Below are 23,326 nucleotides of genomic sequence, written 5' to 3' on the forward strand. Positions count from 1 at the left end.
GTCTAGACTCTTTTTGAGAGCAATGACTGGGCGACTTTTTTAATGGCGAGAAAAAATTATTCGAGATCGAAAATAAAGATCCAAAAATGGTTAAAAGATGGGCGCGGTACCGGACGGGGCTGTGAATACAAACCTTGGTTAACTGTTAGAGATGTGCCGTCGGAAGGCCGTTCGCATCGCATTTTTGGACACAAGACTCAGCGCACCCACCACTTTCTTTCTGACCTTGAGTTAGCTGTATTCTTTGCACTTGAGTGGCATTCGGATACCGAGGACATACGGGAGCAATTTCCGTTACGAATAGAGGATACCCTGGCACTGTCTGATGAATTAGGAATCTTGCATCCGTCTTACCAAGGCATACCGCAGATTATGACCTCCGATTTTCTGGTTAATACTAGAAATGCCCAACGTCCTAAATTTGTTCTGCAGGCCAAGTATTCGGAAGCATTACAAGATGCCAGGACTATTGAAAAATTGGAGCTTGAGCGTCGGTACTGGGTGCAAAAGTCAATACCGTGGATGTTGGTTACCGAAAAAGATATTCCTAACGTAATTTTCCAAAATATTAGTTGGCTATATTCAGCTCAGAGAGATGAATTAGATGCCGAGACTATTCAGGAACGCGTTGCAATGTATACGCATCATTTCAATCAAGCATCTGATAAATCTCTGATCGATATTGCCAAGCAATTAGATGCAGCTTATACGCTGTCGGCAGGACAATCTTTACTGGAAATAAGGCAACTAATGGCTAGACGCTGTTTCTTATTCGATATTTTCAAACCCTATACTGTATTAAAAGCCGGCGAATTGCGGGCAGAAAATATAATTGCTTTGACGGGGGGGCTTCGTGTTTCGAATCAATGAGGTGCTTTCGTTAGATAATCAGCTCTACCGCATTTTGGCAGACCTGTCGGAAGAGTTGGTATGGATATCCATAGAGGATAAAGCCGCACTTCCGTCAGTCGTTTCAAAAACCAATTTGGTGAATGCGATTGAGAGGGAGATATTAACGCGCGCTGAAGATCCTTTTCAAATATTGTCCTTTAGGGTGTTGGAAGACGATTCGTCTGCCAAAGTGATAAGAGATAAAAACTACGAGCTGATTAAACCGATTGTATTAGAGCCGAGATTTTATGTGCCAAAGGTAAGATCTTCTATTATCAACCGTGTCATTCTAGAGCAAGGAACAACCAAAAAGACGCTTTATTTTCTACTACGCAGATATTGGCAAAGAGGTCAGACGCCAAATGCTTTAATCCGTGACTACAAAAACTCGGGTGGCAAAGGTAAGGTCCGAGTTGCAAAAAATAAAAAATTGGGGCGCCCGAGATTACACAGTCCAGGCATAGGGGTCACTGTTAATGCGGGGGTTGAAAAATTGTTCCGAATCGCAATTGATCGGTACCTGCTCACCGAGAAAAAGCATTCATTTTCGTATGCTCACCGACGATTTCAGTCTTTATACGCAAATTATTACCCGGATAGTGAAGAATCAGCGATACCGACTAAGTGGCAGATGCTCCATTTTTTCAAACGCGAATACAGTCAGATAGAGAAAATCCAAAAGCGAAGTAACAAAATCGAATATAAAAAAGATGTTCAGCCTCTAAATGGAACCGCGAATATTCAGACGCTGGGACCCGGGTCTCGGTTCGAAATTGACGCTACGATCGCAGACATTTATTTGGTTTCGGATAGCGATCGGAAAAACATCGTGGGCAGACCTATCGTTTATATTGTTATTGATGTATTTAGCCGCATGATTGCCGGTTTGTACATAGGCTTCGAAAACCCTTCTTATGCCGCAGCCATGCAAGCGTTAGCAATGGCATTGACAGATAAGGTGGCCTATTGCAAACAATATGATTTCGATATTGAGGCACCAGATTGGCCGGCCACAGGTTTGCCTGACGCAGTTCTAGCGGATCGAGGCGAATTATTGGGTCATCAGATTGAATCACTGGAGCGCAGTTTTTCTGTTCGTATCGAAAATACACCCCCTTATCGAGGCGATGCTAAAGGCGTGGTGGAGCGCTATTTTCGAACGGTTCAAGCGGATTTCAAACCGTTTGCACCTGGCGTCGTTACAGAAAATAAGGTTAAAAAAAGGGGAGGCCGCGACTATCGATTGGATGCAGTGCTGACAGTTCGTGAGTTCAATGAAATAATTCTCGAATCTGTGCTTTTTCACAACCGTTTTCACGTGCTAAAAAAATATGATCGAAGTATAGATATGCCTGCCGATTTGGAGATGACGCCTTTGTCGTTATGGAACTGGGGCGTACAACATAGAACTGGACGGTTACGTACTGCCTCGGAAGATGCATTAAGAGTGAGTTTATTTCCTCGGGTAAAAGGCACATTATCCGAATTAGGGCTTTGCGTTTTTGGTCTCTATTACACATCGCAAGAAATACTCAAGCAGGGTTGGCTGCATCGCGGTAAAGGTATATCGAAACCGGAAGCTTTCGAGGTGGCTTATGATCCTGCTGTTGCTGATGTTGTTTATCTGCTGCCCACGAAAAACAGTATCGAGTATTGGCTCTGCAGTCTTACCGATCGATCACGAGAGTTTAGGGAATGTTCTTTTTGGGATGTTTGGCAAATACAAGCTATTCAGAAGTCGACTATCGCAAAAAGTAAGTTGGTTGCCGACGTAAAAAAACGTGAGCTTGAAGATAGGATTGCTGAAAAAATTAAAAATGCTCAAATACAGGCGCCTGAAACGGATACACTGTCGAAGTCAGAACGAATTACTGCCATTCGTAAGAATCGGCAACAGGCTAAGGACCAAGAGCGACAAACAGCAAAGGACTTACAACAACAGTCCAGTAAAGAAAAGAAATCTGCGAATATTATTCCCTTGACTCAACAGCCGGACGATTATAGTTATCCAGATTTTATCGACGAGCTTTTTGGAGATGACTGATGGGGTTACCCACTAATATGGCTAATGCCATTTATCGTGATCCAGGTGTCGAACATTATCGTGGCAATCCTTTGATAGAGGCTCTACCACCGATCATGACTACCAAGCAAATAAAACAAGCTTTGAGTGGTTCAATCAAGTTCGATCTTGGCGATATTTATACCGATGGTACTCACCGTGTTCACATCATCTCGCAATTGTTGGATGATTTTTTCCAGCCCTTAGCGAATCATCTGCAACTCGAGTCCAAAATATCCATCATGATACGGCAAGGGTATGTTGGGCGAAATTTGGGGGATGGATCGCTCAATACCCATTTGCAGAATGGCTACGAGCGGGTGATGACTGGCGAATTAGAGGTATTTCGATTTGAACATGTCAGATCCACTGCTCGTAGCCTTTCATTAATCGGATGTTCGGGATCTGGAAAAAGCAGTACGCTTAATCGCATTCTAGCCACCTATCCGCAGGTAATTTTCCACGAAAAATATAATTTCACCCAAATTGTTTATCTGAAATTAGATTGCCCGCTCGATGGGTCGCTCAAGAATCTATGCAATCATTTTTTTCGGGCTGTTGATATAGCATTAAATACAGATTATGAGAAAAAGTATGCATTGAAACGTCATACTGTCGAGACGTTGATGGCTTTAATGAGTCAGATTGCTAATGTCCACTCTATTGGAGTGTTGGCCATCGACGAAATTCAGCATCTGAGTACAAGCAAATCCGGTGGTATAGAGAAAATGCTGAATTTCTTCGTCACCCTGGTGAATGTGATCGGTTTGCCGGTCGTCATGGTCGGTACGCCCAAAGCGAGAGCTATTTTTGAGATGGATTTGCGGTCCGCCAGACGCAGTGCTGGTTTTGGTTCATTGTTTTGGGAGCCTATGAAAGCGCCCAGTCCTAATGCCGACAAAGATCAAATCAAGAAGGCTGAATGGGGAGCGTTTACCGATAAGCTGTGGCAATACCAATGGTTGCAAAAGCGTGATGAAGTACTGACGGAAGAAATGCGTAACTGCTGGTACGACTTATCTCAGGGTGTATTGGATATTGTCGTAAAGCTGTTTGTACTCGCGCAATTGCGGGCTATTGTTACTCGCACCGAGCGAGTTACGCCTAAATTGATGAAGAAGGTTTACGATGATGAGTTGAAGCCAGTCCATCCCATGCTTGCTGCGCTAAGGTCTGGAGATCCGGAGATGATTGTTAAATATTCGGATTTAAGCATTCCTGATATTGACAAAAAGATACTCGAGTTGAGTGCCAAAATTGATTCGGTGCAGGCCGGTGCTGAATTACAGCGATATAGCAGTAACGAACAAGCCATGCGACTATATAATTTATTGGTTGCAATGGATTGTGACTCTGATCTAATCGAACCTCTGATAGAAAGGGCTTTCAGTTTATACCCTAAAATTTCAGTTAGAGAGCTTATGCCAATTGTTCTGGAATGGTATGGTCTTGAAGAAAAAGAGCCTAAGAAGCCGCAAAACAAGCCAACGGTTATTAAACCGCCGGAGTGGCACACGTTGGACTCCGGTGATCTCAGGTTCAAATTTTCTCAATGTGGGAAGGGACAATCGGTCTATCATGAGCTTAAGCGTTCTGAAGTAATTTTCGATGTCGTCTTTTGGCTGAGAAATGCGAGTTAAACATGCTCAACTTTCCGCTACCTTATAAGGATGAGCTGATTTACAGTGTGGTAGCAAGAGCCGGAACACATATGGGAATCACTAGCCCAAAACAGCTGCTGGATACTGTTTTCGGAAGCCGATTGGTAATCGCGACGGTGGATTTGCCGAATCATCTTGATAGGCTTCGCAGTTTATATCAACCAAGTTTGGGGTATAGCGTCGAAAAATTAGCGTATGAGCATACCTTGTTTCCAGTTTATTCACCGTTCACCACCGAATGTCATCGAGAACAATGTTTGCAAAAAATGGCTGGAAACTCCCGTGGCGCTATTCATCTAATGCTGGGTGTGGCGGCGTCAAGACTCAAACAGCCGAAGTATTTGCGCTACTGTCCACTATGTTTACAACGACAGTTAATTGATCATGGTGAATATTACTGGAAGCGGCAGTGGCAAGTCGTTGGTGCCGACTGTTGTTTAGAACATGGCCATTTGAACGAAGCTAGCATTAATCGACACGAGTATCATCGCCACCAATTTTTTGCGGCGTCACCTTCAATTTGCCCCATTTCTTCGCAGCGTCGGGCAGAGCCGTCAGCCATTAAAGTTGCACGGCAGGTTAATCGCCTATTACATCATTACAATAAAAGTGCTGCATCCTTCGCGCAATGGGGTCTTTACTATCGCCAATTGGGCGGTAAAGCGAGTTGCCTAGCGGGGCGGAATATTCGACATGAAGCAGTCCGAGAGCGGGTATTGGCTCGTTGGCCTGTGAGTTGGCTGAATGAGCATGGATTAACGATCCCCGAAACAGACACTTCCTGGTTGCGTGCCATTTTTCGAAAACACCGAAAATCGTTCAGTTATCTCGAACATATCGTGGCGTTGGATAGCTTGTTGCCGGATAGCTGGCAAATAGATGATGTGCTAGCTGAAGTTATATCGATAAGGACTAGCCGGTATTTGCCGAATACCGATATGCCAATTTCTGACGAACATATAACCGAGCAACTAGCCGATAAAAGAGCGCAATGGTTGGCATTGATTAAAGGAGAGAATATCAAACGCGTACGATTGAAAAACGGAGCGCTGTATGCTTGGCTATATCGCCATGATAGAGTATGGCTTTTATCTATGAATCGCCAGTTTTACTTGCCAGCGGTTAGACAAAATCATCGTGTCGATTGGCGACAGCGAGATCTTTGCACCTGCCGGCAGCTGATCAAAATTCGCAATGCCTGTAAATCTTTACTTAATTGTCCTAGGCGGTCGAGAAACTGGTATTTATCGAAGCTCGACAAGAGCGCTACAGTTGAGAAAAACATTCGAAAGATGCCGTTATCAGCATCGTTTTTTAAAAGGCATTGCGAAGAGGTTTCAGATTATCAAATTCGTCGTCTGAACTTGGCATTACAATGCCTTGGGACGGAGTGTAATCAGAAATGGCGGTTGCTGAGGTTTGCGGGATTAAGCGAAGAGCGCTTGTCGCATGAAGCTAGAAGTTGGTTGGATAACATATTGGAGAACTAATTGATGGGGAACATTCATTTTGACGGATTGTCCGGCGATACTAAAATCCTGTCCGTCGGTTCGCTATTCAGAAAACTGAATGGCTCTCAGTGGGGAATCAATTTAGATTTTTCTCCCTCGCAAAATAAAACATCGTTGGGACTGTCCAACGCACCTGTTTTAGCTCGAAGGCGTGTTTTGAATCCATCGGCTGAAACGAAACCGGCGGGGTATCCTCTTTCCTTTACCATTGCGGACACCGAACACTGGCAGAACAAAATACTGGAAGATTATCCAATCCCAAAGGCTGTGGGAACCGTGGAGAGAAAAGAGTGGTGCTTTTATTTTCTGACGGACAAAGGCGTGCAGATTTTTCTTCCCCAGTTTGAGCTGGCTCGTGCTTTGTTTTTTCATAATGCCTATTTATCTCGCACGGCGTTGGAACCGGATTGCCTTAACGCTGAATTCGATATCCAAAGGTTCAACTCGGCGGCAGCTCGGATTAATATCCTTCCGTCATCCGGCTATTCGCCCAACTTGCTGAATGACTATGGATCCCGGCGACTGTTAAGCTGGCTGCTGATGGACCAAGATGCTAGAGCCTCATTCGAAAGCATTGGGATATACCAGAAGCTGAATGGGTATGATAAAAACGGTTATCGCTCCTGGCATTTTCAATTTGAACCGCCCAAACTGTTTGGTGCCCAATTCGAGGTCAGAGGACACTTCGACCGAGAGCAGAAATGTATGTTCGTCTACGAAATCGCCGGTATCCGTGATATTAAAGCGGATATTCCTGAGGTAGTTGAAATCTACCATCCGGATTTCAAGGAAAGCGTTCGTGGTCAAGGAACAGGTGGAGCGAGGTCTTTTTCCGAAAGACCGCCTGAACACACGGTTCATGATGACGCGGAAGCCAATGCCGACCATCACCCCGTACCGTTATCTGTGCCGTCCGTTGTTTTTGAATTTGCAAAAGCGTTCGAGGCACGTAAGGTGGCAAACAAGAAGCAACAAGCCGCTTCAGGTAAAGCAGACCAAGAGGCTGGCAATACGGCGTCCAACCACGTTAGCGTCGACGAGATGACCGTTTTCGGCGATTTTCCTGGTGCCGATTGGGACACAGTAGTGGACGAAACTGATGATGTGCATCTTTATGCCAATAAATTTGAATGCTTTCAAAACATGTTAAATGAGCTTAGCGCTCGATATGGATGGGTTATAGAATCAAAGCAGCTCAGAAAACTACCACAGCTGTCGCGTTGTAAAAAGCATCTTCTGAACAATGGCGACCCTAGATGTATGGCCGTCGTTAAGCTTATATCCAAGAGTAAGTCTTACCATATCCTTGAAGTGGATACTTCGGACGCTAGGAATTTACTATCGACACAAATATTACGGTTCAAGTCGCAACACAAGTTGGAGGACCAACTGCAGAGGTTGGAAATAAAACTATTGAAAGGCTCATTACGTTGGCCAAACAGTTTATTGGCGGAGCTGTGTGGCGAAGATGGCGTCGTAGGTGTGCCCCACCCCAAAACCGATTCGGCGGATAAAGGCTGCTTAAGGCCTGATTCCATATCGCATTGGGCAGCAAGGATTCATGCTAGGCTTATTGCGATGTAGTATTGTAAGTTGATTAAATCAAATTGAGATGTGGTTTGGTATTTTGTCTCGTAAGGTTTTGAAAAACATGAGCTTTATCAGCGAAGAGGAATTAAAAGATGTTATTGAGACTTTTATTAAGCGACACAATCAAATGGCTAAACCACTTGTGGCTCCGACGCGAAAGCCATTGTTAGCCAAATTTGATATGGTTTTGAAAGGTTTGAAAATCAAGGTCGACTTTCCTTTGTTAGCATTGTCAGTAATTCGTACCCTGGATCAAATCGTCGAGTGGCGTGGTCAACCGACTGTTCTCCTGCAACAATGGACAGAAATACTGCAGCTCCGATTTTCGCGATTGGGGTGGGGGATGCAACGGGGCATGTGTATTGAGCGCATCCTAACGGGTAAATCATATTAAAACGCCTATTTTAAACACTAGAGACGAACCATTTGCTATAATCGCTCGGCGTAGTATTTGCTTGAGTCGATTCAGTAGGTTCAGGATTGCCAACCTGCTGGTTATAGTCACAAGCATCAAGCTCAAAGAAATTAGCCTTGGCTGTTTAAGCTCTACTTCTGAGCTTGGTTAAAAAAGGGCGATTGCCCCATGTGAGATTGAAATAAGCGGCTGCTTTTAAGAGCCGACTCTGGGCGCGAATACGCAGTAACGGCTCTACTCTCAATTTCAACAGACTGATACAAACATATCTTCAAATATGACTGCGACAAACACACCTTGCGCCAACTCCGAAAAAAAAATAGGCATCTTCCAAGTTTTTGGTTACGCGAAAGATGAAAAGACGGTTTTTTTGTTGGCAGATATTGCCTTAGGAACCTCTGCATTATGGCTCCCTCTGCTGCTAGGCACCATTTTTTATACCAAGACTACTTTTTGCGCTGAATTAGTAAAACTCTTGGATGCCGGAAGCGGCTACACCTTTGCATTACCTTTCTTAGCCACTTCAAGTTCATTTCTGTACCTTGAGCGAAGAAAGAGAAATGTGAATGACCTTAGAAGTAGAGTAGCACCAAGCATTCTCACAGAGTGCATTGTGCTCGCCATTCTTGGTCTCATATTCGCAGGAGCTCACTTTACCGCCTTAATATTTGACAAGGACGCTGGCAGTTTCATTTTGAACTACATCCAATTTTCGTTTGTTGTCGCCACGATATTTACGGGCATACAGCTCTTTTGTTTAAGAAACATAAATAAGTTGCCTGACGAATTAACGAAATACAGATCAGGAGAGCAGGAAAAAGCAGCTCAAATTCGAAACCAAGCAAAGCAAAATGATTCTTTCTGATTCGGCATACAATATGAGCAACTTTACACTTAAGAGCATATCCATCACCCAAGCGATTGGTACCTTCTATGTCGCATCAATACCTGCTGGTACCTTATTGGCCTTAGTAGACATTCTCAGCCGTGACATGAGCGAGGAAGGTCGGCAACGTGTACAACGTGAGTACAATGAAGACCGAGGGAAGCAGATTGCGAAGTACTCTGCGGAAGACAACGCGACTTTTCCGACCTCAATTATTATCGCAACCTATCCAGACAAAGTCCGTGTTGAAGAAAATGGCTTGGCGTTTGGTCAGCTTGCTGATGGTTTAGATTGGCGGCCGATGACACAAGACGAACCTTTTAAAATAGGTGAGGTCATAGATGGACAGCACCGACTGCTCGGTTTAAAGCATGCTATCGAAACAGACGGTATTGAAAGACTAAGAGATTTTGAGTTGCCCGTTGTATTTATGCTGGATCTCGACCAGGGCGATAAAGCGTATGTTTTTTCGATTATCAATAGCAAACAACGCTCTGTTTCATCGTCACTCATCATGGATCTTTTCGGACTTCAAGAACAACGAAGCCCGTACAAAACCTGCCATGAGATCGCCCAAGCGTTTTATGATTGGGCGGATGATCAGAATGAAGGGACAGCCCCCCCCCAAGGTCCTTTTTATAAGGGACTGAAAATGTTAGGCAAGAAAGTCGCCGATGGGGAAATGCTCTCGCAAGGAAGCTTCGGAAAATATGTCCTGAGGTTAATCAGCAAAAATCCAGATGAAGATGCTAGAAGACTACGCGAAAATAAAATCCCGTTAGTTGATTACCCTAAGTGTGTACTTCGCTACCTTTTTATTGATGAAAAGGACTTTGCAATTGCTCGTATCCTGCATGAATATTTTTCCGCAATTCGCAACGAATTCCACGAAGAATGGGATGTAGAGCCTGAAAAATATCTCTTAAGAAAAACCGTAGGTTTTTCTGCCCTTATCACTGTTTTTGAAAAAATATGGAATAAGGACATCCGCAAGCCCGATGAAGCTGCGGATTACTTTGCTAAAAAGGCGGTTGAGTTTAAGAAAAATTTAAACGGAAAGCCATTAACAAGCGATTATTTTCCTTCAAGCGAAAAGGGAGCCTCTAAAATTGCCGCGATTATGCTAAATGGAGAACGGCCTGAAGAGCCGGTTACTCCATCAGGGGTGAACAACAAATGACTGAGCTAACAATCCAATATCTGCCCGTTTCCCAGATCATACTAGACCAGCGCAACCCGCGAGTTGCTCCGGCTTTAGAGTCAATCGAGGGCGATCCTCCTCAGAATTTCATCGAACTGGCACTGGGCCAGTTCGCTCCAGACGATGAAGATAAAGGTGCCTCCACTACTTTTTCGAGCCTGAAGGCTTCGATCCGAGCCTATAAGGGCTTGATTAATCCTATTGTGGTTACACCGCAAGCTGACGGCATGTACGTGGTTATTGAAGGAAACACGCGTGTTTCGATCTATCGTCAGCTTGCCGAAGAGAAGGCTCTTGGAGCTTGGGAGACGATTCCCTCAATCGTTCGGCATGATCTCGAAGAGAATGGCGAACACGCTATTCGACTTCAAGCTCATCTCGTCGGACCACGTCAGTGGCGTCCTTACGCGAAGGCCAAATATCTGCATTCGCTCTACATGGAGCAAAAGCTTTCCATCAACGAAATACTGGACTACTGCGGCGGCAATGCCAGAAAGCGAGAAATCGAAGAGTACATTGCTGCATACAACGATATGCAGAGCCATTACATGCCACTTGTGGGGCAGAACCAACCTGATTACACGCGTTTTAGTGCGTTCGTAGAGTTACAAAAGCCTCAAGTCAAACAGGCTGTTGTGAGGGCGGGTTTCACTATGGATGATTTTGCTGAGTGGGTAAATGATTCGAAGATCAGTCCCTCGAATACGGTTCGTCAGTTACCGCGCATTCTAGGAAATACAGAAGCTAAGAAAAAATTCTTATCTCTTAATGCAAGGGAAGCGATGAAGGTTCTGGAACAACCAAGCGCTAACGCCGCCATCAAGGAGGCTTCGCTTGAGCAACTAGCCAATGCGCTGGCCAGCAAGATTAGAAGTCTTAATTGGCCTGACGTAAAAGATCTCAGTGAGACACATGATTCTCAGCGCGCCCAAGCCCTTTCAGATTGTTTCGAGGAGCTACATGATCTCTGCAAGCAGACGGGCTTGCTTGCCGAGAATGAGTGAAAGTGACCACCATCGGCGTCTTGTTCAAGCATTGGCACGGGAGATTTCAGCTGATGCTATCTGGTGCAACCCTCCAATCGTCTATTGCGATATACAGAATGGTATTGCTTTAGACGTGCCCCCGATTATTGGAAACAATCGGCCAGATGTATTCGCACGTGACCTTGCCACCGCAGCATTGATTATCGGCGAGGCCAAAACTGCAAATGATATTGATAACCAACACACTTTTGACCAACTCGCATCGTTTTTTGATTATTTGCGCAGCCAGCAACAAGGAGAGCTTTGGATGGGCGTTCCATGGCTGAATGCAGGTACAGCTATTCGCGTATGTGCGCATATGCGTAAGAAAACAGCAGCACAGCATGTTCCCATCCGAGTGTTGTCTTTCATGATTGGCGATACCCACATAAGGAGAGCATGGCGTGAGTGATTTCCGATTCCGTCTACGAGTCGAACCTGTACTAGAACCTAAGTACAAAGCATTTCCTTATCAGGAAGAGGCGACCGATTTTGTTGCCTCACGTCAATATGCTGCCATCTTCCATGAACAGGGCCTCGGCAAGACAAAGATTGCTATCGATGTCATGCTACGCTGGCTCGAGCAAGAAGAAGTCGATACGGTGCTCGTATTCACCAAGAAGGGACTAGTCGCAAATTGGGTTCGCGAGTTTAATATGCACTGCCAATTAACGCCATTGGTGGTTAGCGAAAACTCAACAAATAATTACTATGTTTTCACAACGCCTACTCGTTTGGTGCTGAGCCATTTCGAAGCCGCGAAAAAGGAGATTCGTCGATTCAAGGCCTGGCTGTCCTCCAGGCGAGTCGGCGTGATCATTGATGAGTCAGCCAAAATCAAGAATCCTGAAGCCGAATTGACCCAGGCTTTTTTTGAATTGTCCCCTTTTTTCGAAAAGCGCGTCATCATGACCGGTACACCTGTTGCCAATCGTCCCTACGATCTCTGGGCACAGGTATATTTTCTGGATGGTGGTGCGTCTCTTGGCACCGACTTCAAAGGATTCAAGCGTGAGACAGACCTTACTGCTGATCTTCGACATGACTCACAAGCTTTTGAAACATATCAACGCCGTCTTGAGGGGATTAACGAAAGAATAAAATCGTTCTCGATTCGAGAAACTAAGGATGGAGGGCGTATCGTCTTACCCTCCAAAGAATTTAGGCGCATTGAATGTGACTGGGAGCCTGCACAGTTTGAGTTGTACCGACAAGTGCGCGAAGAGCTTCGTGCTTTAGTTGTTCGTGATGGGCAACTGATCGAAGACGATCAGGAATCGATTCTCAAACGTCTATTGCGGCTGGTTCAAATCGCATCTAATCCAGGGATCATTGACGAAAGTTATACGGCCGAACCAGGTAAATTCGAACCACTCTACGACTTAATTACTGATATTACACGTGCTGGTGAAAAGGCGATTGTCTGGACGAACTTCAACGATAACTGTGACTGGCTGGTCAAGAAATTAAAATCGTTTGGAGCTCATCCTCTTAATGGAAAAATGTCGATGGAGCGCCGTAATGCTGTTATAAAGTGGTTCTTGGAAAATCCGGAAGATCAAGTGCTGGTTGCAACACCTGGAGCAGCTAAAGAAGGATTGACTCTGACCGTAGCGAATCACGTTATCTTCTATGACCGTACCTATAGCCTAGATGATTACTTGCAGGCGCAAGATCGCATACATCGGGTTTCGCAAACGAGAACATGTTACGTGTACAACATGCTAATGGTCGACTCGGTTGATGAATGGGTAGACTGCTTACTTGAAGAAAAACGACTTGCTGCACAATTAACGCAAGGAGATATCGATGCTAGGGCTTATTCTGAAAGAGCTACGCTCGGTTTCTTTGAAATACTAAAAAGGGTACTTGGGGAGAATTAGGAATAATGGATTCGATATTTCAGGAAGACACGATCACGCTACGCAAGCGTGAGATCAAGGTAAAGACTGGATTTATTTCTCATGCCAATCTGTTGTTTTACGCAGAGAATCCTCGCATCTATTCGATAGTGTGGAAGGACAATGGGGCTGAGCCCTCACAGGAAGAGATTTTCGGTGCATTATCAAAGACGGATCATGTGCGCGAAACCCTGGTTCCGAGTATCAAGAGCAATGGTGGCCTGATAGAACCCGTTTTAGTTCGCAACAATGTTGTACTTGAGGGCAACAGTCGTCTGGCTGCCTATCGAGTTCTCGCCCAAAAGGATCCCAAAACTTGGGAGAATATTCGTGTCCGTATTCTCCCGCAGTCGATTTCAGACAGTGAGGTTTTCTCGCTGCTAGGCGAGTTCCATATCGTTGGTAAGAAGGACTGGGTGCCCTTCGAACAGGCGGGTTATCTATACCGTAGATTCAATACTCACGGTGTTGATGAAAAGCTGCTACACGTCGAGGTAGGACTTTCTTTAGCGAGGATTAGGCATCTAATTCGCGTATACGGTTACATGCTTAAAGTAGATGATCGTAACCCAGAGCGGTGGAGCTACTACGATGAACTTCTTAAAGGTCGTCGTTTCAACCATACGCGCGAACTCTATCCAGAGTTCGATAAAAAAATTACCGAGATGATCCAGAATGAAGAAATCGAGCGAGCAGTTGATGTGCGCGACGGACTTCCGAAGATTGTAAAAGCAGGGGGCAATACGCTCAAGAAATTTATGAATGGCGCACTCTCATTCCATAACGCTTTGCAGGAAGCGCACCAACGAGGAGCTGGCAATTTCTATACAAAGAAGTTTACAGACTTCAAAAATTTTTTGGCGGATGATCAGGTGGATGTTGAAATCATGAATGTTTCCGCCGATGAAAAAAAACAGCTTATCTATCTCATTAAAAGAATCGAAGTTCGGATCGGGCAGATATCAAAGAAGGTCAATGGGAAGTGCTAACTGCGGTGACAATATCTAGTGCTGTCTTGTTCCCAACTTTCGCTGAGCGTGCATTTGACAGCACAACCTTCAGGGCTTTAAGTAGCGCTGTTTCGGTTGCATCAGAGAACAGTGCTGTTTCTGAGTTATCAGTTTCTTGAATTTCTATCCCAAAGTCTTGGATTGTACCGGATAAGTCGTGAAGATGAGCTGAGGCCAATTGATAGTCATCAGTACTTTCCCCGAGCTTTTTAACCTCCTTTTCTGCTTTATGAACATGCTCTTCTGTCAGCTCAAGAAGTGCTTTTTTTAGCAGTAACGGCGTGTCGCTCTTCTGTGCAAGACTGAACCAATCATAAATCGCCTTAAAGTGAATCTGTGTATTACGTAAGCGTTGGCGTTGCTGAGACCGCGTTCGGATGCGATGCGCCAATTCTCCCACATGGACACTTAACTCTGACTGAAGCCATGAGTACGGAACCGTATGCTCGAAATCATCTCGGCGAGCATTCGGAATCATCTTTTCCGAAGAAACGTGAATGTCGCCGATAGTCCAGTTGGCAAATCGTTGCTCTGGATACAGAGAGGCCAGTAGCGACTCATCGCCCACCTGGATGTTGCCTGCGCGCAAGCGAATTCCACCCAAGCCGAGTCTCTTGGGAACTGCGCCCATGTAGTTGTGGTCTGCAACCCAGCCGAAGGCTGCTAGTTCACCATCGTCCCCCGTTATCTCCAAAAACTCAATATCACGCAATGAATCTTTGATTTTTGGGTTGAACTCGATGCTGTTTCGGGCACGATGATAAATAGGGCCTGCGTTATCGTTCAATTCGATACGAATCGGTGGTCGAATGCCGCGTTCGATCAGGAATGCTTGAATACTATGGCCAAAACTGAAGTCCGGATGAAATGGAACCGGTGCAACCTGCGACAGATAGGAGCGAATAGCCTGTTCATTCATCAATAGATCGTTCTTGAGACGGGTAACTTTGCGCATTTCCACTTCAAAAAATCGCTCTGCTTTGTCGGTTGCAGGCTTCTCGGTATAGGTCACAACTGCACGGATGACATCGGTCAGACTGCCTGCGTAGTCTGAGTCTCGCATTTTCTCCTTCATCGCGCGACCGCTCCAACTTACCTCAAAGACTTTCGTGTCACCTTCCGCCTTTCCCCGAAATAACAGTTCCTGACAATAGCCTAACCCTGCAAGTCTCCCAACGCCGCGAAAACCTCGAAGGTCTGTGCCTCGTTTATGACTCGCACCGATAGAGGTAATTCGCCTTACAAAGTCTGCATTCGGGATACCTTCGCCATTGTCGCGAATGCGAATCGCCCGTCCGGCATGATCTAATGTAATCATAATATGAGGATCATCCATGGACAGTCCTGCCATCCTGGCCTCATCGATGGAGTCAGCAGCGTTCTGTATGTATTCACGATAGACCGTCAGGGGGTCAATGTACATCGAGTTGGCTAGCAGTTCTAAGATATCCTTCCCAACGACTATGTCAGAGTCGATCAGGGTCTTAGGCTGTTTCGTAATGTTAATTGCAGAAAGAGTCATTTTTCAAACTACCAGTTATTGCTTTTAATTAGGCTGTTTCAGTGAGGCCAGCATCTTCAACCAATTCGTCCTCAGGAATGAGTGCGGCAATGGTCTTACTATCCTTTAGGCGTTGTCTCATTACTTTCCATATTTCCGCCTCCTCGTTTTGCGGGAGAGGCACGTAGTAACTGAGAATGTGATTAACCTTTGAACTGCTGGCCTTGCCAATCAGTCCAGCAAACCCTTTGGGTGTCGTTCCGGAAAGCAGATTTGCCAGTTCATGGCGCTCCTCCATCGTCAAGCGTTTAAAATCCGTTTCGAACGAGTCGAACTCAGCGCGGCCCTCATATTTTTCATACCAGAACCGATTAAACAGAAAATGCTGTGGTCGTAATAAAAGGCTTTCGAATTGTTCTTTATCTCCGCCAAATGCTGTCTGGAAGAATTCGGGGGAACCGCTGACGATCCCATGTGTCGCCTGCAGAATGATCTGGATTGAGCGAAGATAGTAGCGGTTCCAGTTTTCACTGACAAAAGATCGATTAGGTAAATCAGTAGGCTGATATCGCATCGGAAACGAGAAAATCCGGATATTCAGCTTCTCATTCAGGTCAATATTGAGTCGCATTCGCTCATACAGGTCCGCAGGAGTATCCTTAAAGTTGTATAGCATGTAATTGGACAAGTCATGCAGCCCGACTTCGTGTGCCATATGGATTGCCGTTTCATATGGCTTGCGAACCCCAAGATGGTCGAAAGCTATTCGTAGCGGACGAATGGCAATAGTAGCCATCTCTTCTAGATACATCTTGTCTTTACACAGAATTCGTGCGTCGACCCCTTGATTGAAATCAACACGCCGTTGGATAGCTTGTTTGCCTTGGCGGAGGAACATTGCCCCTTTCTGGAAGCCATTATCTCGAATTTCGGCGATGATGTTTTTGTAGTTCTTTGACGCAACAACGTTGTTGTCCATCAGCATCAAGTCCCGCTTCGGCCCATGACGCTCTTCGATCGCCTTAATCAAGCTGGTGATCGACTGTGCATCACGTTGATCACCTTCTAGTTTGGGCACCCCACAAAAGTGGCATTTACGCACGCAACCACGGGAAGCATATGCAAAGTAGGCATCGTGCACTGGATAGATATACTGATCCTGAATCTGGTCTAGAATCGAATAATCGGGTACTAAATCTTCAATCGGTGTGCCGCTAAAATCATCGGAATACAACTCCTCGGTAAAGTCATCGAGTTGAAGTGACTCAGAGGGGGACGATGATAGTAGGCCACTGATGAATCGAACGCCGCGCCAACGTGGCTCGGTAATGAAACGTTCGTGCATCAATGAAGCGGCGATTCCTCCAACGAATACTTTTGTCGTATCACCCTTAGCTATGGCAATCGCCGAGTCTATGGTTTTTGCAATTTCCACCCACTCAAAGGAGAAAAGCGTCGTCACATAAATGCGGTCCCAATTGCTATTAAAGACTGACCGATCCTTATCGCCCTTAATAAACTTTACGTTATCTTTCTTCCCATATGGCCCGTGATAGGCAGCAATCTTCATCAGTCCGAGAGGGGGGTACTTATTCTTATAGCCCGGCTCGATTAAGAGAATGTTTTTATTAGGCATACTGACTTATGCGCCGAAACGCATCCTCCCGAACTTTGAGAATCATCTTGAATGCCATATCAGCACCTTTAGCTCCGCCAAACCCCTCCAAGGAACCGTGGGTTGACCAGTCGATTTGATCGACGAAATCAGACAGCTTGGCGACAAAATAATCCACCGTAATTGCTTCGTTTAGTGACTCACGAACCAGATAGCCAGCTAGACTCATCATTGCATATACGCCAATTCCCTTGGTAAGCAGGTGATGCCGCTGATCTTTCCACTGGTCAGGGAGGGTAATCACGACAGCCTCCCAGTAAGCGATTGCGTATCCAAGCATTACCTCAGCAGTTACTGAGCCTCCGACCTTGGCCTCCTTGATAAATCTCTGCGTAGCCTGATGCATTGTACGAAGCGATGCAATTCGCTTAGTGCCAACTGTGCGCGCACCACCAAGGTCTAAATGACCCCGCCAAGGCGAGCTGGGATCGCTATTCAGTCCAAGTGCCACGAAAAGTGCAGGATCGACTTTTGCCAGGTCACTTCCCAAGGACTTTGCTTCAGTGAAATCAAGAAGACTGCCACTCAATCCTTTGGCTTTACCGTTAATCGTCCGAAAGACCTCCATCTCCTGATCTTCCGACAAACCGAGAAAAGCCATGAAGGCAAACTGAATAGGACTTCCTTGAAGAAACCCCAATCGGTGCTGTCCATCTACCTGCGTTAGGGCGGGCCCTTTTGAAAGTTCCAAGCGAAGTCGGGCTTTAGGTCTATCTTCGAGGCTCCAGCGATCTGCCAAAGATTCACGCAAATTAAATGTCAGGGGTATAGAAGTTGTTCCAGGCTGCTGGATGTAACGTTTGAACTCCAGACTGTGTTCTCGAGACATACGCCGCTGATAGCCTAACCCCGTAGACTCGTCAAGAACGTCGGCAAAGCTGGCACGAGCCAAGTCTCCGGCCGAAGCAAAGCCTGTGAATACCTTGCGATGCCCACAAAAGCCAACTAGACCTTCAATTTCGAGTACTGTGCAATTATTCATTTTGCAGTCTATGGCTGCATAGCCCGTTACGTTGTTTAGATGGCTTTATTATAGCAACTAACAACAGAAAAGTCGATCCAGATATTGTGTGGGTAATAATTTAAATAAACTGCAGTTTAATGCTGCAATATTGTGCGGTTAAATTGGCTGGTAATTGACATTGCTGGGCACAGCAGCATCGATAGTAACCGCGTCAAATAACGGATCAATCGCTACTTGGCTATCCGTAAAGCCAGTGAGGAAATGCTAGACCTGGAAGCTTACGAGGCAGATATGCGCCTGATCAATACATACTCCAGGTTGACGAACCTTAACGCGTTAGGCAAGCTGGAACCCGCGCACAATAATCGCTTTCTTATCCTGACGAAGCAGATCATGTCGAAATAGCGGTTCTACAACGATGATCTGAATAAACTACCGGTTAGGCATGAGGATTGGGTTTACTGACACACTCAACTAAACCGAGTGATTTGTGGATGCGAATTTGTTTATGCCAACTACCAAATCAAATCATCAGGAACCTGATACTCCGCATAAGCATCATCCACCATATCCGCGGATTTATTTTGCTCATTATAAACAATCACACTAGCTGCATCGCGCAATTGTATTTTTCTTGCCACCTCAGCTGACACCACTTCATATTGTTGCTCCAGCTTTACGATAGCCAGTCGTCCTTCGGCGATCTGATCGCGCATCGCCCCTGATACATAAAGCCGCTTGACCTTATTATTATCGGTAAAGTTATAGGCCAAGCCTTCCGCATCCTTGGGCAGGCGGTTTAATTCGATAATCTGTTTTATTTGCGCGGCCAGCTGTTTTTGCTCGTCCTGTTGTTGACGTAATTGGTTAAGCTTCCTGTCTCTTTCGATTTTTGCAGCCTGTGCTTTTTGAGCCAGTTCTTTAGCTTCATCTACCGCTTCGACTTTATTCTTGCGCTGCTGTTGGGTTTGCTTGCGCTTGTCGGATTTAACGCTTTTCGCTTGAGCAGCGCTGACTAAACCAGACTTTAGTAATTGTTCTTGTAGTGATAATTTCATTTTAGAATCTCCTTAACCCCGCATTCCATCGTTTAAAAAATATAATTTTTTATTAAAATTCCACTCTAGCTTTTTCTACCCATTTTTTCAAGCTCAATACATGGGCATAAAATATCACACGTCGACTATTATTCATTTGAACACAATGTAAAGGACTTAATGATGTTCGAGAATCATCAGTTCCGATACAAAACCGTCCAGATGTCGAATGACCGAGTCGTGCCATATTGAGACCATCGGAAATTTTCACTTAAAGACACCTCACCTTTGAAATTACTCGTAAGACTCGTCCAGTCTAAACCTACTACACTAAACGCCGGTTAAATTCTGGCGTAGTGACAAATTTACTACACGCAATAATAAGAAAAATTATGTGTTGGCACTAATCAACCATTTTTCGTTCCAACATTTCTCACAGATACAAAGCCAAGTACGAGCAGTAAGGTGTCGATCTTTCCTGCTCAAAAGTTATAGTAACCACACATTACACAAACCAACTCATGCTAATCGGCTGTTTAACGTCGGGACATTCGTTCCGCCATGGAGCGCCAGGTTGGTTTTAACAACGTCAGTGGTGATCATCAGTGAAATAGCATTGCTCAGGGGCGAAGTGGGTGGTGCAGTTTTGGTTGAGGCAGGGGGATGAAGGGGTGGAGTTGATATTTTCCGGTGGGGAGCGGAAAGGTTGAGACGTCAGAGGTGTTGTAGGGGATGTTTTGATAGTGCGTGAATCATGCTGCCTTCTTTTGCATAGAAATATTTCACTTTTTAGTGTTGAATATTTGAAAAATTTCATTATAATTTAGTTTTATTTCACAGGAGACGACTATGGAAGAGCAAGAAATCGGTGTAAGCCCAGCCGAATTAGGCCGCTATCTCATGCAGGTTCGTGACCGCGCCGGGTTAAAACAAGGGGAGTTAGCAAAACGTGTTGCACTGAGTCCTGCCGTGCTTTCAAGAATCGAAAGCGGTGAGCGCCAAGTGACACTTCAGGAGGTGCAGGATATATTGATACAAATAGGTAGCCCTGAAGCCACCGAACTCTCCGAGTCGCTTCAGCGAGTATGGAGGGTGTTGCCGAGGCCAAACCTGGACCATCCTGATCAGGAATTGTTTTGGGAAGCCGAGCAAGTTGCATGCGAATTGGTCGAGCTTCGTGACCAGCCTGAGACGCCACATGCCTTTGAACGCAGACTCTCCGAGTACATTGAGGAGTTAAAGCGTAGCGCCAACCTTCTTATGAAACGTGACCATCAAATCGCTTTTATAGGGAGTATCGGAGTTGGCAAGTCAACGGCCATTTGTCGTATGACGGGGCTTGAGACACCCAAGGAAGATGGAACCCTTGTTCCCGTGCTTGAGGTCGGAGGGGGCGGCATTACAGTGTGTGAAGTCCATTTGCGAACGGGGCCGGAATACGGACTCATTATTGAGCCTCGCAGCGACGACGAGATTCGCCTGGACGTCGCCGATTTGGCGGATCACGTCCTCAAGGGCAATCCGCAAGCCGAGGACGACGACCCAGGTGCATCAGCATCACAAGGTATTTCGAAGGAAGTAGCAAGAGCGTTACGCAACATGGCGGGACTCGCAGTGCAGAGACCGAGAGGCCATGATGGAAAGCGCACAACGGTTGACCCCGCCAAAACATTGGCGGAAAAGTTTCCATCGCCGCGTGAATTTGTCGTCGAGGTGCTCAGCAGGATGGAACTACATCGCCGCGACCGACGTGATATTTGGTACGACAGCGCCTCCGGTAAGGCACCAAAAGCCTGGCTGCGCGATACTTTCTCAGCCATTAACAATGGACGCCATCCAGAATTTACGCTTCCGAAGCGAATCGAGGTGGTTGTACCAGACCAATTGTTCAAAACCTCTGATCTAATGATTCGTATCATCGACACCAAAGGCATTGACCGTACAGCAGCCCGCGAAGATATCGAGACACATCTCGACGACCCTCACACGCTTGCGGTGCTGTGCTCAACTTTTAATAATGCTCCAGCTGCTGAGGCTCGACTCTTGCTAGAACGCGCCAAGGATGCAGGCGTTCGTGGCCTAGAAATCAACACCGCTTTGCTCGTGCTACCACGCCCCAGCGAAGCGCTTGCCATGAAGGACGATGCAACGAGCACACCAGTCGAAAGCTCGGACGAGGGTTACGAGCTTAAAGCCGAGCAAGTGGAATTGGCACTGCAACCGTTGGCCTTGCAGAACCTCGCCGTGGGCTTCTACAATGCCAACGAGGATCAGCCAATCCAAGCCCAAGAGTTTCTGATTGATCGATTGAACACTGCCAGAGAAGCTTTCCGCCTTCGCATTCAGGAGACGACGAACGGAGCACGTAATCTCCTAAATAATCATGGAGAGGAGCGCATCCGTGCAGTGCTACGCGATGCGGGTGAGAGCTTGTGGACCTGGGCTTCGCTAAATAAGGAAGTGCCCCCTGTTCACGCGCATGTACAGGAAAGCCTTCTCGAACAAATTCAGATTGCCTATGCAGCGACAGTCAGGGCTACCGTTAACCGTGAAGGAGAGTGGACCAATTTGAGCTACTCCTACCAAATTGGCTACGGTGCAAGACGAATCGCGGTTCTTGCTCTTGCCAAAGCAGTGGAGGAATTCATCGGCCACTGCAAAATTATGGCCGCAACACCGAGATACTCCGAAGCAGTTGATCTCATTACCCAAACTCAACGAGTTTTAACGGATTCATACGAGGAATTGCTTCGTAAAGCGCAATTGATGGGGCAAACCGTATTTAAGGATGCCCTCAAGGATGACCCAACATTCTGGCAAAGATGTATGGCTGAATGGGGACAAGGACCTGGTTACAAAACCCGTGTAGCTGATCACAATCGGAAATGGTTTGCCGATGAAGCCAGGAACCAACTTGAAGAGCAACTGAGAGCGCTTATCGAACGAGAATGGTCACGTGTGCTTGATAGCGTAACCGAACTACTGGAGCCTGTGGTATAACTCGTCTCGACTGTCGAGCGCGGTCTTGAGGTTGGGCACACGCTGTTGTTCCCGACATTACCCTCAACTCGCCACCACCCTGCCATTGGGAAACCTGGAGCCAATGTCGCTTTGGGGTCGAACTCGGTCTTTCGCGAATGACGCAGATGTGGCCTAACCAGCCAATCAAATTATTACTGTAAAAGACTGGTCTGGGTGTGCGCCGTGATAAGGCGGCGGAAGTTAGTATTATCGAGCATTCTTGCAATGCTGTTGACCTCTTTCAGTATGATACTTTATTGCCCTCTTACAACCACGGAGCTTTGTGATTCAGTATAGAACTTTATTACTCTGTTTTTCTGTGATGGCTGGATTTTGAGTTTAGTTAATATAGGACTTTATTTTTGATTGGTTGATTTTTCTGGAGATGGAATGCGACCTGTAGGACAATTGAGTATACATCTTTATTACTCTCTTACAACAAGAACAATTGTTAAAATCCGGTTTAGTCAGCGCCGCTCAAGCCAAAAGCGTGAAATCCGATAAGCGCAAGCAAACCCAGCAGCAGCGCAAGAATAAAGTCGAAGTGGTAGATGAAGCTAAAGAAATGGCTCAAAAAGCACAGGCCGAAAAAATCGAAAGAGACAAGGAGCTTAATCAATTACGCCAGCAGCAGGACGAACAAAAACAGCTGGCCGCGCAAATAAAACAGATTATTGAATTAAACCGGCTGCCCAGAGATTCTGAGGGCTTGGCCTACAATTTTACCGATAATAATAAGGTCAAGCGGTTGTATGTTTCGGAGGCGATGCGCGATCAAATTGCCGAAGGACGGCTGGCTATTGTAAAGCTTGGGCAACAATATGAAGTGGTGTCGGCGGAAGTGGCAAGAAAAATACAGTCGCGCGATGCAGCTGGCGTGATCGTTTTTAACGAGCAAAATAAAGCTACCGACGTGGTGGATGACGCTTATGCAGAGTATCAAGTTCCTGATGATTTGATCTGGTAGAAACTATG

General features: G+C 45.9%; 18 protein-coding genes. 14 read left to right on the plus strand and 4 right to left on the minus strand.

Translation table 11 applies throughout. The annotated features are described in order from the left end of the window. Positions 1 to 42 precede the first annotated feature (42 nt). The 12 genes from Q8L79_RS03830 to Q8L79_RS03885 all read left to right on the plus strand — a co-directional run bounded on the left by Q8L79_RS03830 (position 43) and on the right by Q8L79_RS03885 (position 14,132). Positions 43 to 870: a TnsA endonuclease C-terminal domain-containing protein gene (locus tag Q8L79_RS03830; protein ID WP_305268146.1), complete on the plus strand. Its 828-nt coding sequence runs from the start codon at positions 43 to 45 to the stop codon at positions 868 to 870. Next, positions 854 to 2,935, plus strand: coding sequence for a DDE-type integrase/transposase/recombinase (locus Q8L79_RS03835; protein ID WP_305268148.1), 2,082 nt, complete (start codon positions 854 to 856; stop codon positions 2,933 to 2,935). Before Q8L79_RS03830 ends, Q8L79_RS03835 begins: the two co-directional genes overlap by 17 nt. Further along, the gene (locus tag Q8L79_RS03840; RefSeq protein ID WP_305268149.1) at positions 2,935 to 4,593 is read left to right on the plus strand and encodes an AAA family ATPase; all 1,659 of its coding nucleotides are present in this window, start codon (positions 2,935 to 2,937) and stop codon (positions 4,591 to 4,593) included. Before Q8L79_RS03835 ends, Q8L79_RS03840 begins: the two co-directional genes overlap by 1 nt. Before the next feature lie 2 nt (positions 4,594 to 4,595). Continuing rightward, positions 4,596 to 6,104, plus strand: a complete 1,509-nt coding sequence (locus Q8L79_RS03845) for a TnsD family Tn7-like transposition protein (RefSeq protein ID WP_305268150.1) — start codon at positions 4,596 to 4,598, stop codon at positions 6,102 to 6,104. Positions 6,105 to 6,107: 3 nt separating this feature from the next. Beyond that, on the plus strand, positions 6,108 to 7,709 hold the full coding sequence (locus Q8L79_RS03850) for a Tn7-like element transposition protein TnsE (protein ID WP_305268419.1): 1,602 nt from the start codon (positions 6,108 to 6,110) through the stop codon (positions 7,707 to 7,709). A 67-nt stretch (positions 7,710 to 7,776) separates the two neighbouring features. Beyond that, on the plus strand, positions 7,777 to 8,109 hold the full coding sequence (locus Q8L79_RS03855; RefSeq protein WP_305268151.1) for a hypothetical protein: 333 nt from the start codon (positions 7,777 to 7,779) through the stop codon (positions 8,107 to 8,109). Positions 8,110 to 8,407: 298 nt separating this feature from the next. Further along, positions 8,408 to 8,995 (plus strand): hypothetical protein, encoded by a 588-nt coding sequence (locus tag Q8L79_RS03860; protein ID WP_305268152.1) that lies wholly within the window; start codon positions 8,408 to 8,410, stop codon positions 8,993 to 8,995. Then, positions 8,982 to 10,196 (plus strand): DGQHR domain-containing protein, encoded by a 1,215-nt coding sequence (locus Q8L79_RS03865; protein ID WP_305268153.1) that lies wholly within the window; start codon positions 8,982 to 8,984, stop codon positions 10,194 to 10,196. Before Q8L79_RS03860 ends, Q8L79_RS03865 begins: the two co-directional genes overlap by 14 nt. Continuing rightward, on the plus strand, positions 10,193 to 11,221 hold the full coding sequence (locus Q8L79_RS03870) for a ParB N-terminal domain-containing protein (protein WP_305268154.1): 1,029 nt from the start codon (positions 10,193 to 10,195) through the stop codon (positions 11,219 to 11,221). The genes Q8L79_RS03865 and Q8L79_RS03870 overlap by 4 nt, the downstream gene beginning before the upstream one ends. Continuing rightward, entirely contained in the window at positions 11,214 to 11,654 is a 441-nt protein-coding gene (locus tag Q8L79_RS03875) for a hypothetical protein (RefSeq protein ID WP_305268156.1), read from the plus strand. Before Q8L79_RS03870 ends, Q8L79_RS03875 begins: the two co-directional genes overlap by 8 nt. Further along, entirely contained in the window at positions 11,647 to 13,125 is a 1,479-nt protein-coding gene (locus Q8L79_RS03880; RefSeq protein WP_305268157.1) for a DEAD/DEAH box helicase, read from the plus strand. The genes Q8L79_RS03875 and Q8L79_RS03880 overlap by 8 nt, the downstream gene beginning before the upstream one ends. Positions 13,126 to 13,130: 5 nt before the next feature. Further along, complete coding sequence (locus Q8L79_RS03885; protein WP_305268159.1) at positions 13,131 to 14,132, plus strand: ParB N-terminal domain-containing protein; 1,002 nt, start codon at positions 13,131 to 13,133, stop codon at positions 14,130 to 14,132. Here the strand turns inward: Q8L79_RS03885 and Q8L79_RS03890 are convergent. The 4 genes from Q8L79_RS03890 to Q8L79_RS03905 form a co-directional block, all read right to left on the minus strand. Then, the gene (locus Q8L79_RS03890; protein WP_305268161.1) at positions 14,116 to 15,675 is read right to left on the minus strand and encodes an ATP-binding protein; all 1,560 of its coding nucleotides are present in this window, start codon (positions 15,673 to 15,675) and stop codon (positions 14,116 to 14,118) included. The two genes, Q8L79_RS03885 and Q8L79_RS03890, sit on opposite strands and share 17 nt — an antisense overlap. 28 nt (positions 15,676 to 15,703) lie before the next feature. After that, on the minus strand, positions 15,704 to 17,290 hold the full coding sequence (locus Q8L79_RS03895) for a hypothetical protein (RefSeq protein WP_305268162.1): 1,587 nt from the start codon (positions 17,288 to 17,290) through the stop codon (positions 15,704 to 15,706). Beyond that, positions 17,283 to 18,311: a DGQHR domain-containing protein gene (locus Q8L79_RS03900; RefSeq protein WP_305268164.1), complete on the minus strand. Its 1,029-nt coding sequence runs from the start codon at positions 18,309 to 18,311 to the stop codon at positions 17,283 to 17,285. The genes Q8L79_RS03895 and Q8L79_RS03900 overlap by 8 nt, the downstream gene beginning before the upstream one ends. A gap of 497 nt (positions 18,312 to 18,808) precedes the next feature. Further along, positions 18,809 to 19,351 (minus strand): DUF2058 domain-containing protein, encoded by a 543-nt coding sequence (locus tag Q8L79_RS03905; protein WP_305268166.1) that lies wholly within the window; start codon positions 19,349 to 19,351, stop codon positions 18,809 to 18,811. An 828-nt stretch (positions 19,352 to 20,179) separates the two neighbouring features. Between Q8L79_RS03905 and Q8L79_RS03910 the strand changes: the two genes are divergently transcribed. Together Q8L79_RS03910 and Q8L79_RS03915 are read left to right on the plus strand one after the other, a co-directional pair. Next, the gene (locus tag Q8L79_RS03910) at positions 20,180 to 22,330 is read left to right on the plus strand and encodes a helix-turn-helix transcriptional regulator (RefSeq protein WP_305268168.1); all 2,151 of its coding nucleotides are present in this window, start codon (positions 20,180 to 20,182) and stop codon (positions 22,328 to 22,330) included. A gap of 469 nt (positions 22,331 to 22,799) precedes the next feature. After that, positions 22,800 to 23,318, plus strand: coding sequence for a DUF2058 domain-containing protein (locus Q8L79_RS03915; protein ID WP_370869866.1), 519 nt, complete (start codon positions 22,800 to 22,802; stop codon positions 23,316 to 23,318). Positions 23,319 to 23,326 lie beyond the last annotated feature (8 nt).

This window comes from Methylobacter sp. (genome assembly GCF_030680395.1).
Classification (GTDB): Bacteria; Pseudomonadota; Gammaproteobacteria; order Methylococcales; family Methylomonadaceae; genus Methylobacter_A.